This window comes from Geobacillus zalihae (assembly GCF_030414215.1).
GTDB classification, from domain to species: domain Bacteria; phylum Bacillota; class Bacilli; order Bacillales; family Anoxybacillaceae; genus Geobacillus; species Geobacillus zalihae.
On record NZ_CP129217.1, the window covers coordinates 3,472,860 to 3,488,654 of the forward strand.

Genomic DNA, 15,795 nt, shown 5'->3' on the forward strand with positions numbered 1-15,795 from the left:
ATTACTCATCTACAGTAATTTCAATTATTTCTTTAGGGGATTGGCTTTTAACTATTTTCCGCACAATGGTCTTATCCTCTAATATATCCAACAGCTTTTGATACATTTTTTCTAAATTGCCCGTAGGACCTTTTTTAATATTCAGCAGGCAAACAACTTGAACCTTTTGTTCCCCATGCCATTCAATAGGTCGTTTTAGAGTGCACATCGCCCAAAACGTTTCCTCGGTTTCAGGAACTAAAGGATGTGGAATCGCCACAAGATTCCCAAAGTTGGTTGGAGCTAATGATTCTCTTTCAAGCACAGAATTAACATAATATTCAGAAACAAGTCCTTGTTTATATAATTCCTGGCATATAAAGCGTATAACACTCTCCTTATCTTCAAAATCTTTATGAATGAACACCCTAGATTCATCTAAATAATTTTCCTTGTCACGTGCTTTCATATCCAACAATCTTCGACGAATCTCTCCAATATCTTGTTCATTTAAAAGTGGGCTCACCACTAGAACAGGAACTGCTATATTTTCTTGAATAGGAATTGTGCTGATAATAAGATCAATAGAAGACAGATCCCAATCTCGCAATTGGTAGTAGTTTGTAGAAGAGACAATTTCTATTTCATCGTTAAATAGTCTTTGCAAACGATAAAAAAGCAATTTAGCACTCCCAACGCCTGAAGCACATACAATAATGACTCTTAACTTTTTCTTTTCATTGTTTTTGCGTTTTTCCAAAGCAACTCCTATATGCAACGCAATATACGCTATTTCATGTTCCCCGACTTCCATATCTAGATAATCCGAAATACATTTGCTGGCGATAACGGCGCCTTCAAACGCGCTTGTATACTTTGTCTTCACTTCATCTAAAAGCGGATTCCTTATATTCATCTTATACCGCAATCTATTCATTGCTGGACGAATATGCAACGTTAAACCTTGGATCAATTCTGTATCATCTGAAAAATCCCACCCTAGTTTCTCTCTTAGTTGCTCCAACATACATTGAACAATGGATTTTACTTCATCATATTCACTAAACTCTTCCAACGTCTCTTGTTGTATAAGTTTAGTTCCCAGCAAATGCACGATGACATAGTTGATTTCAGCCTGAGGAAAAGTTAAGCCTGTTAGGTGTTCTACTTCTTTTATGATTTCAGTAGCAACAAGATATTCGAGCGGATACTTTCGATTCATATTATGTTGAATATCCCCAATGATAAATCCCTCTTGGATTCGTTTGCAGGCAATGGCAATGTGAATGGTCAAGTTTTCAAGAGCAATATCTGATATCTCAATGTTATACTCATTTACCTTTTTAATAATGATCTCCTTAATATCGGTCAATAAATTTCGATCAAAAACATCCTCATTTTCAAAAAAAGCAATTTTTGTACCACCATTATGACCATGATGACGATGAAGAATATAATTGGAGAGGCAAAGCCTCTTCATGTACTCTTCTCCTTCTACAACCATACCATGACGAGGACGAACCGTTAATTTTAGTTTGTACTTTTGCAAAATTTCACGCACTATTTTTAGATCGCTCTGAATAGTGGGCTTCGATACAAATAGCTCTTCCTCTAAGCTTTCCAACTTAATCGGCCTTTTCTCTAACAAAAATTTTTTTAGTATATATATAACACGATCATTTTGTTCCAAAAGATAGGTTTGATTTTCAACATGGAGGTTTTTTATCAAAAGAAGACCCATTTTCTGAAATCGTTCGACATCTTGAATCTCCAGTTTGTAACCTTTTCCCCTAATGGATTCAATTTTGACACCAAGTACATGACTTTGCAATCGAAGTCCTTTTAATTCGTCTCGAACTGTTCGATCGCTTACTCCTAATTGCCTTGCCATCCACTCAGCTGGAATGGGGTCTTTATTCTGAACTAAAAACGATAGAATTGCTTTTTGACGCTTCGTAAACATATTTCCTCCCTGCCGCCCTTATTTCATTTTGACATGAAATAAGACCGTCTCGCCTTTTTTGGCTGAGGCCTCGGCCTCTCTCTCGAGGCTTTCGAGGGCGTCGCCGTTCGTGATGATGATCGGCGTCACCGCGCTTTTCGCTTTCTCGCGCACAAGCGGCAAGTCGACAGAAAGAAGCCGATCGCCCCGTTTCACTCGGTCGCCGGCTTTGACATAGGCGGTGAATCCTTCCCCGTTCATCGACACGGTGTCGATGCCGACATGGATGAGCAGCTCCACACCCGCTTCCGAACGCAAGCCGATGGCGTGTTTCGTCGGAAAGAGCTGGATGATTTCACCATCGACCGGAGCGACGACATCCCCATCCGCCGGATCGATGGCGATGCCATCGCCCATCATGTTTTGCGCAAACACCGGATCCGGCACGTCTTCAAGCCGCATGATCGTCCCGTCAAGCGGCGCGGTGATCGTCTCTTCCTTCGGCTGTTGCTTGCCAAACCATTTTTTGAACAACGGGCGTCATCCTTTCTATTCGGTTTGTCTGACATTCAGTATACCGAAACGGAAGGACAGTGCCAACCGCGCCGACCCAATCGGTCTTCATCAGCCGCGTTTGCGCAGCCGCCGGCAAATTTCTTCCGTCACTTCCTTTGTCGTCGCCGTGCCGCCGAGATCCGGCGTTTTGATGCCGTCAGCGGTGACATCCTCGATCGTTTGCAACAAAAGGGCGCCGAGCTCTTCTTCGCCGAAATGGTCAAGCATCAGTTTCGCCGTCCAAATTTGCCCGATCGGGTTGGCGATGCCTTTGCCGTAAATGTCCGGCGCCGAGCCGTGCACCGGCTCAAACATGGACGGGTACTTGCCGTTGACGTTGATGTTCGCCGCCGGGGCGATGCCGATGCTGCCCATAATAGCGCCGCCAAGGTCCGTCAAAATGTCGCCAAACAAGTTGCTCGCGACAACGACGTCAAACGTATGCGGCCTTGTCACGAAAAAGGCGGCCAATGCATCAATATGGTACGACGCGGTCGCGACATCCGGGTAGTCGCGCTTGACGTCGGCGAACACTTCATCCCAAAACGGCATCGTATGGAAAATGCCGTTCGATTTCGTCGCGCTCGTCACATGCCGTTTCCGCTTCCGCGCCAGCTCGAACGCATAACGCATCGCCCGCTCCGTCCCTTTGCGGGTAAAGACAGCGTTTTGAATGGCGATTTCATCCTCACCGCGATGAATGCGCCCGCCGACTTCGCTATATTCCCCCTCGCTGTTTTCGCGGACGACGATGAAATCAAAGTCGCGCGGCTCGGTCAGAGGCGAGGATAAGCCGCGGAAATATTTCGCCGGGCGAATGTTAATCACTTGTTCAAATTCGCGGCGGATTTTCAGAAGCAATCCCCATAATGAAATATGATCAGGGACAAACTTCGGATTGCCGACCGCTCCAAGGAAAATGGCGTCAAAGTTCCGCAGCGTCTCCAGCCCATCATCCGGCATCATTTTTCCATGCTCCATATAATAGTCGCAACTCCATGGAAATTCAGTGAAAGAAAAGGAAATCCCTCCATGGACATCCGCAACCGTTTTTAACACATCCAACGCCGCGGGCACAACTTCCTTGCCGATGCCGTCGCCAGGAATGACGGCGATTTCCCATTTTTTCACAACAGTCTCCTCCTTGATGAATCATTTCCTTTCCCTAATTCGACAGAAAGCGCACCGAACCCTCTCCGTTATAGAATACACAATGGCAACCCTTATTTGTGGTAAAATCAAACTACAATCCTATGGACGATGCGGGGGAAACAAATATGTCTCACTATACCGACCCGTTCCGCGGCGAATTTGACAGCCTTGAAGAGTTTGCCGACCGTGTCAGCGACGTGCTGAAATGCCCGGTGACGATCGAAGACGCGAACCATCGGCTCATCGCCTACAGCGCCCATGATGATTACACCGACCCGGCGCGGACGGCGACGATCATCAGCCGGCGCGTTCCGGAAAAAGTGATCAACAGCTTATGGAAACAAGGCGCCATCCCGGCGCTGCTCAAAAGCCGCGAACCGGTGCGCGTGCCGCCAATTCATGATGTCGGCCTCGGCAGCCGCGTCGCTGTCTCGATCTGGAAAAACGATGAGGTGATCGGCTTCATCTGGGTGCTCGAAACAAACCGGACGCTTTCACCCGAGGAGATGGAATGGCTGAAGCTGGCGGCGAAAGCGGCGAAAAACAAAGTGCTGCAACTGTATATGCGCAAAAACAAAAAAGAAGAGCGGGTGCAGGAGCTGTTTTGGAAGTTGCTGACGAGCCATATCGCGGCCGAAGACGAGATTCGCGCCCATCTCGCTGCCATGCAAATCCCGACCGCACCGCAGTTTGCCGTTGTCGTCTTCCGCTTTGCCGCCGATTTGATCGCCGAAATGGAGCGGCAAATTTCCTACTTATTGCAAACAACCCAGCAACTCCCGCTCCTTCTTTATACGACCGACGGCCGCGATGTGATTTTGCTGGCGGCACCCAAAACCGACCAGCCGCTCAAAGAGCTGAATGCATTCATCGAGTCGTTCGCCGCCAAAATGAAAGAACGATTTCACATCCACGATGTGCAGTGCGGGTTTGGCGGCGTGTACGGCGCCTATCGCCTCATTGAAAAAAGCTACCGCGAAGCGCTCGCCGTCCTGGCGCTGAAAGAAAAGCTCGGCGATGAAATCAAGTCGGTTTACGGCTATGCCCAGCTTGGCATTTACCAATTTTTTGATTTTTTGCTTGAACAAAAGCGGCAAGGAGAATGGACCAACCCAGCGTTAACGAAGCTGCAATCGTACGACCAGAAACACCACAGCGACTTGGTCAAAACGTTTGAAACATTTTTTGACCATAACGAAAATGTGCAAGAAACCGCCGACGTCCTCAACGTTCACCCGAACACGCTTGCTTATCGGCTCAAGCGGATTGCCGACATCGCCGAGCTTGATCTCAATGACATGAATCAAAAAATCAAATTATACATTGATATTAAATTAGCGAAATACGAAGCGCGCGGTTGAATTTGTGGAAATCCACAAAAACCGGGCGCTTCTTTCTCTTTTTTGAACAATGCCCGGCCCGTTCCGTCTCTTTTATACTATAAGTAAGGCCACTTCTGACGAGGAGGAACGATATCCATGATTATTGGAGTGCCAAAGGAAATTAAAAATAACGAAAACCGTGTCGCCATTACGCCGGCTGGCGTATTGTCGTTCGTTCAGGCAGGACATACGGTGCTCATTGAGAAAGAGGCAGGGGTTGGAAGCGGTTTCAGCGACAGCGATTACGCCCGTGCCGGAGCACAAATCATCGAGCGAGCGGAAGATGTGTGGGCGCAAGCCGATATGGTGATGAAAGTGAAAGAGCCGCTGCCAAGCGAATACGGCTATTTCCGCCCAGGTCTCATTTTGTTCACCTATTTGCATTTGGCCGCCGACCCGGAGTTGACGCGCGCCTTAAAAGAAAGCGGCGTCATCGCCATTGCCTATGAGACGGTGCAAGTCGGCCGCACGCTGCCGCTGTTGACGCCGATGAGCGAAGTCGCCGGGCGGATGGCGGCGCAAATCGGGGCGCAATTTTTAGAAAAACCGTACGGCGGCAAAGGCATCTTGCTTGGCGGCGTCCCAGGCGTCGCCCGCGGCAAAGTAGTCATCATCGGCGGTGGGGTCGTCGGCACGAACGCAGCGAAAGTCGCGGTCGGCCTCGGGGCAGATGTCACGATCATCGACTTGAACGCGGATCGCCTGCGCGAGCTTGACGACATTTTCGGCAACCAAATTACGACGCTCATGTCCAACCCGATGAACATCGCCGAAGCGGTCGCAGAGGCCGACCTTGTCATCGGCGCCGTCCTCATCCCGGGAGCGCGGGCGCCGAAGCTCGTCACCGAGGACATGGTGAAAGCGATGAAACCGGGTTCGGTCATCGTCGATGTCGCCATCGACCAAGGGGGCATCGTCGAGACGAGCGACCACGTCACGACACATGACGACCCGACGTACGTCAAACACGGCGTCGTCCATTATGCGGTCGCCAACATGCCTGGAGCCGTTCCGCGCACCTCGACGATCGCCTTGACGAACGTCACGATGCCATACGCCTTGCAAATCGCCAATAAAGGCGTCATGCAAGCCATTACGGACAACCCGGCGCTCGAGCTTGGCGTCAACGTCGCCAACGGCGAAATCACGTACGAAGCCGTCGCCCGCGACCTCGGCTATCGCTACGTCCCGGCCCGCGAAGCGCTCGGGAAAACGTTGGCCGCCAACTAACCATGATGGACGCGGCCGACAACGCGCGCTGCCGGCCGCCTGTTCATCATTGTCCATTCCCATGACCGCCCACTCATAGCGGGCGGCTTTTTTTATCGTCCTAACCCGACAAGGCCGCCATTTCGGCAAGTGAGCGCAGGCGGTGGGAGTATGCCCCATACCCATCAAGTTAAGAATTTTGGTCTTTGTGCATCGTCAAAAACATGGTATCCTTTCTAACGAACACTCCACGTTAGAAAGGATTTTTTTCATGGAAAAACAAATGAAAGCATGGGTTCAAACCATTCGTCAACTCTTTTCTCCCGAAGAATTAACCCGTCTCGCACGGAAAACAGGCTTTATCCGGCGGCAGCGTTCGTTAACGGCGGAAGCCTTTCTGACTCTCTGTGCATGGGGAGATGGCTCACTGGCCAAACAGTCGCTTCAGCGGTTGTGTGCGGCCTTGACGCTCTGGCATGGCTGTTCCCTTTCAAGCGAAGGCTTGAATCAGCGTTTTACCGATCGGGCCGTGGCATTTTTGCGAGAAGTGTTTTTCCTTCTCCTCCTGCATCAACGTCCATTGCTTTTGTCAGCCATGGAGACCTATCGAACTTGTTTTACCCGCCTGCGGATTTTGGACTCAACCAGCTTTTTGGTTCCCGCTGACTATGGGGAAGACTATCGAGGTTCCGTTTCGTCGGGGGTGAAAATTCAGTTTGAATATGACTTGTTATCCGGCGCCTGCCTTCAGCTATGCGTTCAATCGGCCAATGACTCGGACGCTCGTTTTGCCTATCATGCCCAGCATACGATTTTACCGAATGACCTATGTATTCGGGATTTGGGCTTTTTCTCCGTTGCCGCACTGGCCGAGATCGACGCCCGCGGAGCGTATTATATTACTCGGCTCCGTTCCGATATGAAAGTGTATATCAAGGAGAATGGCCAGTGGAAGGAATGGGATTGGGAATCCCTTGGGAATCAATTAGAGGAAGGGGAATCAGTGGAAATGGAACATGTATACATCGGACATGAACGCTTGTATGTTCCACGGTTGGTTTTCCGCCGTCTGACGGCGGAAGAATGGCAAAAACGGATGGCGTATGTGCGGAAAAAGGAAAAAAGAAAAGGGAAGGCGCTGGCACGCCAAACCCTCGAACAAAAGAAATACCACATCTTACTGACGAATTTACCACAAGAGTCGTTTGATGGTCAACAGGTTTATGAGCTCTATTCCCTGCGCTGGCAAATTGAATTGTTGTTTAAAGCCTGGAAATCCGTATTTGATTTGGAGAAAGTCAAGGAGATGAAAAAAGAACGTTTCGAATGCCATTTATACGGGACGTTGATTGCCATTTTGGTCACCCAGACGTTTCTGTTTCAAGCTCGGATGTATTGGCATCAAAAGGAAGACATTGAAATCAGTGAACGGAAAGCGCTCGATCTTCTCCAATCGTATTGGCACCAGTTGCTTTTGCGTTCGCATATGGCGGAAATCAACCTTTTCTCTCTCCTTTCCCTGTTACGAAAACATGCCAAGAAAGGTCGAAGGAAAGGGGAAGAAACGGCATCAGATATCTTAACGAAATTAGAGATATGGTAGAATTAGATATGGATATAAATACCAAATACCCCTCTTCTGGAGGGGTATTTGGTATGCCCAATAATGGATGTGATCCCCATCATTCACTGCGGGGATGAACACGAGTATCGTCTTAAAAATTTTATACCGCTAACTTGACGGGTATGGGAGTATGCCCCCTGTTGCGTTATGCCAAATCATTTTCGTTCAGCAAAGCAGGCCGTGTATAATGAAAATAGAAAGCGGGAAAGAAGGTGATTTCGTGAACGTTCCGGGAAAACAGGCGGTATCGCTTGAAGAATTTTATCGCATGCGGGAAACAACCGATCGTATTTTAGAATATATTGATGGCGCTGTGTTGATGTCTCCCTCCCCTTCGACCCAGCACCAACGCCTATCGGGACGGCTGTACGTCCAACTGTTCCATTTTTTAGAAGGAAAGCCGTGTGAAGTGTTTCATGCCCCTTTTGATATCGAACTAAAGAACGAACGAATCGAAGGCAAGAAAATTGTCGTCCCTGATTTAACCGTGATCTGCGATCGAAGCGGATTAACGGACAGCAAATTTGTCGGCGTCCCAACGTTGATCATTGAAATTTTAAGTCCTTCCAACCAGGCGTATGATCTCGTGTTCAAATTGAACTTGTATATGCAATACGGAGTCGGTGAATATTGGATCGTGAACCCTATGCACTCTGTTGTGCAAATCTACTCGCTCAATGACGACGGACAATATGAACAAGCCGGCGTCTGGAAAGAAACCGGCATGGCCTATTCGCGCGCGCTTGACGGTTTTTCTGTTGATGTAGAACAACTATTTCGTCCTTGAGGGCGGCTTCATGATATAATCTTGTAGAACAAAGGAGTGATGACGATGACGATGCCAAAAGCGTTAACGATCGCCGGGTCAGACAGCAGCGGCGGCGCCGGGCTGCAGGCGGACTTGAAAACGTTCCAAGAGCTTGGCGTATACGGAATGACGGCGATCACGACGATCGTCGCCATGGATCCGCACAACCGTTGGGCGCATCAAGTGTTTCCGGTGGACTTGGCGACGATCGAAGCTCAGCTTGAGACGATCATCGTCGGCGTTGGCGTCGACGCCTTCAAAACGGGGATGCTGCCGACGACGGATATCATTGAATTGGCAGCGCGCGCCATTGAAAAACATGGCTTGAAAAACGCCGTCATCGACCCGGTTATGGTGTGCAAAGGGGCGGATGAGCCGCTCCACCCGGAAAATACGGTGTGCTACCGGGAAACGCTCGTGCCAAAAGCAACGGTCGTGACGCCGAACTTGTTTGAGGCGGCGCAGCTAGCCGGCCTGCCGCGCATTGAAACGGTTGAGGACATGAAAGAGGCGGCCGGGCGCATTCATGAGCTCGGCGCTCAATATGTGATCGTCAAAGGCGGACGGAAAATTCCGCACGACTATGCGGTTGACGTCCTTTACGACGGCAAAACGTTCGAGCTGCTTGAGTCGGAACGGATTGACACGACGTATACGCACGGCGCCGGCTGCACGTTCTCGGCCGCCATTGCCGCCGAACTGGCGAAAGGCCGGCCGGTGAAAGACGCCATTGCGACGGCCAAAGCGTTCATCACCGCCGCCATCCGCCACTCGTTCCCGCTCAACGAATACGTCGGGCCGACGCATCACGGCGCGTACCGCCGCTACGGCGAACAATAGACAAGGCCTCGTCCTTGTCTTTTTCCGCAACTCCCCTCCTTGGAATTAGGAAGGGAGCGAGGCCTGCGCATACCGAAAAAGCAAATGCCTCCAAACGATTTGCATGGCGCTAAAATAGATGCCATATAGAAATAGAAAGGAAGGTGCCGCCATTGCGCGTCTCGGCTGTCCAATATCATCTTCATACCATCCGTTCGTTTGATGAATTTGCCGCGCAAGTGACGCATTACGTCAAAACGGCGCAAGAGTTTGACGCTGAGTTTGTGTTGTTCCCGGAATTTTTCACCACCCAGCTGCTCTCGATTCCGCTTGACGACGGACGGCAAGCGACGATTGATGACTTGCCGAATTATACCGAAAAATACACCGAGCTGTTTGTGTCGCTCGCTAAAGACACCGGCATGTATTTGATCGGCGGCACGCATGTCATCCGCCAAAACGGCAAGCTGTACAATGTCGCCCATTTGTTTGCGCCGGACGGGACGGTCCATCGCCAGGCGAAGCTGCATATCACCCCGACTGAGGTCAACGAGTGGAATATCGCTCCAGGCGACGGCGTGCATGTGTTTGAAACGGACAAAGCGACGATCGCCATTTTGACGTGCTATGACATCGAGTTTCCGGAAATCGTTCGCATGGCGCGCGCCAAAGGGGCAGATGTCATCTTCTGTCCGTCGTGCACCGATGACCGGCACGGGTTTTACCGCGTACGGTATTGCTGCCACGCGCGGGCCATCGAAAACGAAGTGTATGTCGTCACGACCGGCACGGTCGGGTCGCTTCCGACGGTCGACTTTATGCGCGCCAATTTCGGCCAAGCGGCCGTCATCACGCCCAACGACATCCCGTTCCCACCCGGCGGCGTGCTTGCGGCCGGCGAGATCAACGACGACATGGTCATTACGGCTGACCTCGACTTATCGCTTCTTCGCAAAGTGCGGGAAAAAGGATCGGTCGCGACATGGCGCGACCGGCGCATCGACTTGTACCCGGATTGGAATCAAGTGAAATAGTCCTAAACGACAAAAAGGGTGCCCCTGCGCAAGGGGACACCCTTTTGCCTATTTTTAGGACAGCAACTGCTTGAATCGATCAAATTGTTCAGCTACTTTCCCTTCTGGCTCCTTCGTCAGCAAGCTGACGATCACAATCGCTGCCAAGCTGGCGGCAAAACCGGGGATCATTTCATACAACAGCCCTTTTAAGTAGGCGGATTGCGTCCAAAGAATGACCGTCAATGCCCCAGCGACCATGCCGGCGAGCGCCCCCCATTTCGTCATCCGCCGCCAGCATAAGCTAAGCAAAATGACGGGGCCAAACGATGCGCCAAACCCAGCCCACGCATAGCCGACCAAGTTTAAAATGGTGTCGTTTTTCGTATACGCCAGCGCTGTCGCGACAATGGCGACAAGGAGCACCGACAAACGCCCGACGAAGACAAGCTCCTTATCCGAAGCCGCGCGGCGGAACACGACTTTATACAAGTCTTCGGTCAGCGAGCTCGAGGTGACGAGCAGCTGGGATGAAATGGTGCTCATAATCGCGGCTAAAATCGCCGCCAGCAAAAACCCAGTAATAATCGGATGGAACAAAATGTGTCCGAGTTGAATAAACACCGTTTCCGGATCATCAAGTTTCATGCCGCGCTGCGAAAAGTAAGCGATTCCAAAAAGACCGGTCAACATCGCTCCGACAACCGAGAAAATCATCCAACCCATGCCGATGCGGCGGGCGCTTTTCATTTCTTTCACCGACTTAATGGCCATAAAGCGGACGATAATGTGCGGCTGGCCGAAATACCCAAGCCCCCAGGCGAATAATGAAATGATGCCAAGAAAACTTGTTCCTTTCCATATATTCAACAAGTTGGGATCGATGTCGCGAATCGTCTCCATCGTATCCACCGGCCCGCCTGTATGGAACAGCGTCACGACCGGCACTAAAATCAACGCGATGAACATAATCGTCCCTTGGACAAAGTCCGTCCAGCTGACGGCCAAAAAGCCGCCAAACAGCGTGTAAGCGACGACAACGCCGCCGACGATCCACAAGCCCGTATGGTAGCTGACACCAAACGAGTTTTCAAACAGAACGCCCCCCGAAACGAGGCCGGACGAGACATAAAACGTAAAAAAGACCATAATGACAATCCCAGATGCCATCCGCAACAATTTCGACGCATCGCCGAAACGGTTTTCCAAAAACTCCGGAATCGTAATCGAGTCGTTCGCTACTTCCGTATAGACGCGCAAGCGCGGCGCGACAAACAACCAGTTTGCATAAGCGCCAAGCGTCAAGCCGATGACGATCCAGGCGGCGCTCACCCCATCGACATACATCGCCCCCGGCAGCCCCATGAGCAGCCAGCCGCTCATGTCGGAAGCCCCGGCGCTGAGCGCCGTCACCGCCGGCCCGAGCGTCCGGCCGCCAAGCATATAATCGGACAAATTCGACGTCCGTTTATACGCCCAATAGCCAATCCAAAGCATGCCGACTAAATACACAATGACGGAAAATAAAACCATATGGACTCTCCTTCCTCTACTGTCTTGTCACCACTTTCATCATAACGAAATTGATAGTATTTACACAATAGTATTTATTTTTCCATACCGCTATAATAAACAAATTGACAAAACCTTTGCCAACTCTACCCTCTTTCTGGTATAATATTCTGTAAATTAAAAATCAATCGTTTATGTCTTTTTATACATAAAAAATTATTTTATAAAAATGCACACGAAATGATATTAGCCATATGCCCTTCAGTTAATGTGGCGAAAAACATTGAAAAATGCGCCTTTTCCCCATTTATACGGCAGTACCAAAATGTTCAAACAATTATTTTTATAAAACCTATTGCATAATAACAAAAATATTGATAGTATGATAATCGTTCATCGACAATGATTCCAAAGGGGGATTTTATAGGATGTTAAAAATGAAGAAAGGTTTGATCGTAGCGGTCGTTGCTGCGTTGTTTATGGCGCTCGCCGCTTGTGGCAAGTCGACAGAAACAAGCTCTCCGTCAGGCGCTGAAAAAGAAGGGAAGCAAAAAATCACCGTCGGGACGGACGCGGCGTTTGCGCCATTTGAATATATGCAAAAAGGAAAAATTGTTGGGTTTGACGCCGACCTTTTGGATGCGGTGATGAAAGAAGCCGGCTTGGATTATGAATTAAAAAACATCGGCTGGGATCCGCTGTTCGCTTCGCTGCAAAGCAAAGAAATCGACATGGGCATTTCCGGCATTACGATTACGGACGAGCGGAAACAATCTTATGATTTCTCAGCTCCGTACTTTGAAGCAACACAAGTCATCTTAGTCAAACAAGGCAGCCCGGTGAAAAACGCCCTTGACTTAAAAGGGAAAACGATCGGCGTGCAAAATGCGACAACTGGTCAAGAAGCAGCAGAAAAGCTTTTTGGGAAAGGCCCTCATATTAAAAAATTCGAAACAACAGTCGTTGCCATTATGGAGCTTCTAAACGGCGGCGTTGATGCTGTTATCACGGACAATGCAGTGGCGAACGAATACGTGAAAAACAATCCCAATAAAAAACTGCAAGTCATTGAGGATCCAAAAAACTTCGCTTCAGAATATTATGGTATGATCTTCCCAAAAAACAGCGAATTGAAAGCAAAAGTGGACGAAGCATTAAAAAACGTCATCAACAGCGGCAAATACACTGAAATCTATAAAAAATGGTTTGGAAAAGAACCGAAGCTTGATCGATTAAAACAACAATAAGCGTGCGAACAAAGAAAATGCGTAACTACCCGCAAGTTACGCATTTTTCGTAGAGAAAGGTGAGATCGATGGATTTTCGTTTTGATATTATTGTTGAATACGCCCCTTACTTTTGGCAAGGGCTGCTCGTAACGATCGGCGTATCATTAGCCGGCATCGTGTTCGGCCTCATTCTCGGCCTGTTCATCGGCCTTGGCAAAATGTCGTCCAACCCGATTATTCGTTTGCCGTTTTCGTGGTACATTAACTTTTTCCGCGGTACGCCGCTTGTCGTGCAAATTTTGCTCGTCCATTTCGGCGCCATGCCGCTCTTTTTCGCCCAGCCAAATGCCGTCGCTTCCCTGGCCGTCTCGCTGTCGCTCAACTCGGCCGCGTATGTGGCCGAGATTTTCCGCGCCGGCATCCAGTCGATCGACAAAGGGCAAATGGAAGCGGCCCGCTCGCTTGGGATGACGCATGCGCAGGCGATGCGCTACATTATTTTGCCGCAGGCGTTAAAGCGAATGATTCCGCCGTTTGCGAACGAGTTTATCGTCTTAATTAAAGATTCGTCGCTTGGGATGGTCATCGCCGCCCCGGAAATCATGTATTGGGGGAAAGCGGCCGCGGGTGAGTATTACCGCGTTTGGGAGCCGTATTTAACAGTGGCGTTCATCTATTTGCTCTTAACGCTTTCGTTAAGCAAACTGTCACACTATCTTGAAAGGAAGTATTCGACCCAATGATTGACGTACGCCAGCTGAAAAAATCGTTCGGTTCGCTCCAAGTTTTAAAAGGAATCGATGTCCATATTCGCGAAGGAGAAGTCGTGGTCGTCATCGGCCCATCGGGGTCGGGAAAATCGACGTTTTTACGCTGTTTAAACTTGCTTGAGGATTTCGATGAAGGTGAAATTATTATTGACGGCATTAATTTAAAGGCGAAAGACACGAACTTAAATAAAGTGCGGGAAGAAGTCGGAATGGTGTTCCAGCGCTTTAACTTGTTTCCGCATATGACGGTGCTGAACAATATCACGCTGGCACTGATGAAAGTGCGGAAATGGCCGCGTGAAAAAGCGGAAGCGAAGGCGATGGAGCTGCTCGCCAAAGTCGGGCTGCAAGACAAAGCGCATGTCTACCCGGACTCCCTCTCCGGTGGGCAGGCGCAGCGCGTCGCCATCGCCCGGGCGCTCGCCATGGAACCGAAAATCATGCTGTTTGACGAGCCGACATCAGCGCTCGACCCGGAAATGGTCGGGGAAGTGCTCTCGGTCATGAAGCAGCTGGCCAATGAAGGGATGACGATGGTCGTCGTCACCCACGAGATGGGCTTTGCCCGTGAAGTCGGCGACCGCGTCCTGTTTATGGACGGCGGCTACATTGTCGAGGAAGGGAAGCCGGAAGACTTGTTCGACCACCCGCAGCATGAGCGGACGAAAGCGTTTTTATCAAAAGTGCTGTAAAAAGTCGTCTTGCCTGTTCGAGGCAAGACGACTTTTTTTAGGCACATATCATGCCCCCTATAATGCAACCATGTTGCCTCCCCATCTCTTCAATGTTCCGTCAACGGCTCCCCCATTTCAGGCATCTATGACAACCACAAAAGTCCTTCTGAACATAAAAAGCCGGCCGAATCCCCGGCCAGCCTCGCTTTACAACACAAACTGCATCACCCAAATCGAACCGGCGACAACGACAATGGCGATAAAGAAGCTGTACGCCATGTTGAATGTTTGAATGCGGCCGCTGTCGCTTTCGTTGACATGCATGAACATAAACAGCTGCAAGCTTGCTTGAATCACCGCAAACACAACAATGATGACAATGACCGCTTTGAGCGGCAGTCCGGATGAGAGCGCCACCCAAAGAGCGGCAAACGTCAAGACGAGCGACAACAAAAACCCAATGATATGTTTCCACGGAAATGATTCGTGATGGCCGTTCGTGCCCATGGTTAGATCACCATCCCTAACAAATAGACGAGCGTGAAGATGAAAATCCAAACGACGTCCAAAAAGTGCCAGTACAAGCTGACAATAAACACTTTCCGCGCTGTTTTCGGCGTAAAGCCGCGCTGGAGGAGCTGGATGATGATCAAAATCATCCAGCCAATTCCTAAACTGACGTGGGCGCCGTGCGTGCCGACGAGCACGAAAAAGCTTGATAAAAATGCGCTCGTCTGCATCGTCGCTCCTTCATGGACGTAATGGATGAACTCGCGAATTTCAAACGTAATAAACCCGGCGCCGAGCAAAAGCGTCACCAGCAGCCAAGCGATGAGCCCGCTTATGCGGCCGCGGCGCATTTCAAAAATGGCCAACCCGCACGTAAAACTGCTCGTTAAAAGCAACAGCGTTTCAATCAGAACGTCTTGTACCTCAAACAGCTCCCCTGCCGTCGGCCCCGAGCCGGTCCGTTGGAACAAGACGAGATACGTCGCAAACAGCGTCGCAAACAGCGCGACTTCCGCCCCGAGGAAAATCCAAAAGCCCAATATGTTCAACCGACTCTCTTGCGTCCGATACTCCAACGGCAGCGTTTCATCATAGCGATGTGCAGCTTCTCCCATTCG

At 49.8% G+C, this 15,795-nt stretch carries 15 protein-coding genes; 9 read left to right on the plus strand and 6 right to left on the minus strand.

All coding sequences use genetic code 11. The annotated features are described in order from the left end of the window. Nucleotide 1 precedes the first annotated feature (1 nt). The 3 genes from QWV57_RS17500 to QWV57_RS17510 all read right to left on the minus strand — a co-directional run bounded on the left by QWV57_RS17500 (nucleotide 2) and on the right by QWV57_RS17510 (nucleotide 3,607). The gene (locus tag QWV57_RS17500; RefSeq protein WP_301100165.1) at nucleotides 2–1,942 is read right to left on the minus strand and encodes a BglG family transcription antiterminator; all 1,941 of its coding nucleotides are present in this window, start codon (nucleotides 1,940–1,942) and stop codon (nucleotides 2–4) included. Between the two features lie 18 nt (nucleotides 1,943–1,960). Further along, nucleotides 1,961–2,455: a PTS sugar transporter subunit IIA gene (locus QWV57_RS17505; protein ID WP_301100166.1), complete on the minus strand. Its 495-nt coding sequence runs from the start codon at nucleotides 2,453–2,455 to the stop codon at nucleotides 1,961–1,963. A gap of 90 nt (nucleotides 2,456–2,545) precedes the next feature. Next, nucleotides 2,546–3,607, minus strand: coding sequence for a tartrate dehydrogenase (locus QWV57_RS17510; RefSeq protein ID WP_015376102.1), 1,062 nt, complete (start codon nucleotides 3,605–3,607; stop codon nucleotides 2,546–2,548). Nucleotides 3,608–3,753: 146 nt separating this feature from the next. Here QWV57_RS17510 and QWV57_RS17515 point away from each other — a divergent pair, with 146 nt between their 5' ends. The 6 genes from QWV57_RS17515 to QWV57_RS17540 all read left to right on the plus strand — a co-directional run bounded on the left by QWV57_RS17515 (nucleotide 3,754) and on the right by QWV57_RS17540 (nucleotide 10,504). After that, nucleotides 3,754–4,989: a PucR family transcriptional regulator gene (locus QWV57_RS17515; RefSeq protein WP_301100167.1), complete on the plus strand. Its 1,236-nt coding sequence runs from the start codon at nucleotides 3,754–3,756 to the stop codon at nucleotides 4,987–4,989. Nucleotides 4,990–5,106: 117 nt separating this feature from the next. Further along, nucleotides 5,107–6,240, plus strand: a complete 1,134-nt coding sequence (ald, locus tag QWV57_RS17520; protein ID WP_129447221.1) for an alanine dehydrogenase — start codon at nucleotides 5,107–5,109, stop codon at nucleotides 6,238–6,240. Nucleotides 6,241–6,490: 250 nt separating this feature from the next. Next, the gene (locus QWV57_RS17525) at nucleotides 6,491–7,822 is read left to right on the plus strand and encodes an IS4 family transposase (RefSeq protein WP_129447597.1); all 1,332 of its coding nucleotides are present in this window, start codon (nucleotides 6,491–6,493) and stop codon (nucleotides 7,820–7,822) included. A gap of 208 nt (nucleotides 7,823–8,030) precedes the next feature. Then, entirely contained in the window at nucleotides 8,031–8,630 is a 600-nt protein-coding gene (locus QWV57_RS17530; protein ID WP_015376105.1) for a Uma2 family endonuclease, read from the plus strand. A gap of 45 nt (nucleotides 8,631–8,675) precedes the next feature. Then, a complete protein-coding gene (gene pdxK, locus QWV57_RS17535; protein ID WP_053915334.1) occupies nucleotides 8,676–9,491 on the plus strand; it encodes a pyridoxine/pyridoxal/pyridoxamine kinase in 816 nt (271 codons plus the stop codon). Nucleotides 9,492–9,643: 152 nt separating this feature from the next. Then, a complete protein-coding gene (locus QWV57_RS17540; RefSeq protein WP_060788805.1) occupies nucleotides 9,644–10,504 on the plus strand; it encodes a carbon-nitrogen hydrolase family protein in 861 nt (286 codons plus the stop codon). A gap of 54 nt (nucleotides 10,505–10,558) precedes the next feature. On the opposite strand, the gene putP is transcribed toward QWV57_RS17540, so the two are convergent. After that, nucleotides 10,559–12,016 carry a sodium/proline symporter PutP gene (putP, locus tag QWV57_RS17545; protein ID WP_015376108.1) on the minus strand — a complete coding sequence of 486 codons (1,458 nt, stop codon included), beginning with the start codon at nucleotides 12,014–12,016 and terminating at the stop codon, nucleotides 10,559–10,561. A gap of 407 nt (nucleotides 12,017–12,423) precedes the next feature. Here putP and QWV57_RS17550 point away from each other — a divergent pair, with 407 nt between their 5' ends. The 3 genes from QWV57_RS17550 to QWV57_RS17560 all read left to right on the plus strand — a co-directional run bounded on the left by QWV57_RS17550 (nucleotide 12,424) and on the right by QWV57_RS17560 (nucleotide 14,686). Then, nucleotides 12,424–13,242 carry a basic amino acid ABC transporter substrate-binding protein gene (locus tag QWV57_RS17550; protein WP_015376109.1) on the plus strand — a complete coding sequence of 273 codons (819 nt, stop codon included), beginning with the start codon at nucleotides 12,424–12,426 and terminating at the stop codon, nucleotides 13,240–13,242. Nucleotides 13,243–13,310: 68 nt separating this feature from the next. Further along, entirely contained in the window at nucleotides 13,311–13,967 is a 657-nt protein-coding gene (locus QWV57_RS17555) for an amino acid ABC transporter permease (RefSeq protein ID WP_011232918.1), read from the plus strand. Next, nucleotides 13,964–14,686 (plus strand): amino acid ABC transporter ATP-binding protein, encoded by a 723-nt coding sequence (locus QWV57_RS17560; protein WP_015376110.1) that lies wholly within the window; start codon nucleotides 13,964–13,966, stop codon nucleotides 14,684–14,686. Before QWV57_RS17555 ends, QWV57_RS17560 begins: the two co-directional genes overlap by 4 nt. A gap of 189 nt (nucleotides 14,687–14,875) precedes the next feature. On the opposite strand, the gene qoxD is transcribed toward QWV57_RS17560, so the two are convergent. Together qoxD and qoxC are read right to left on the minus strand one after the other, a co-directional pair. Then, the gene (gene qoxD, locus QWV57_RS17565) at nucleotides 14,876–15,175 is read right to left on the minus strand and encodes a cytochrome aa3 quinol oxidase subunit IV (protein WP_013146682.1); all 300 of its coding nucleotides are present in this window, start codon (nucleotides 15,173–15,175) and stop codon (nucleotides 14,876–14,878) included. Nucleotides 15,176–15,177: 2 nt separating this feature from the next. Beyond that, nucleotides 15,178–15,792, minus strand: coding sequence for a cytochrome aa3 quinol oxidase subunit III (gene qoxC / locus QWV57_RS17570; protein WP_020754199.1), 615 nt, complete (start codon nucleotides 15,790–15,792; stop codon nucleotides 15,178–15,180). Between the last annotated feature and the right edge of the window lie 3 nt (nucleotides 15,793–15,795).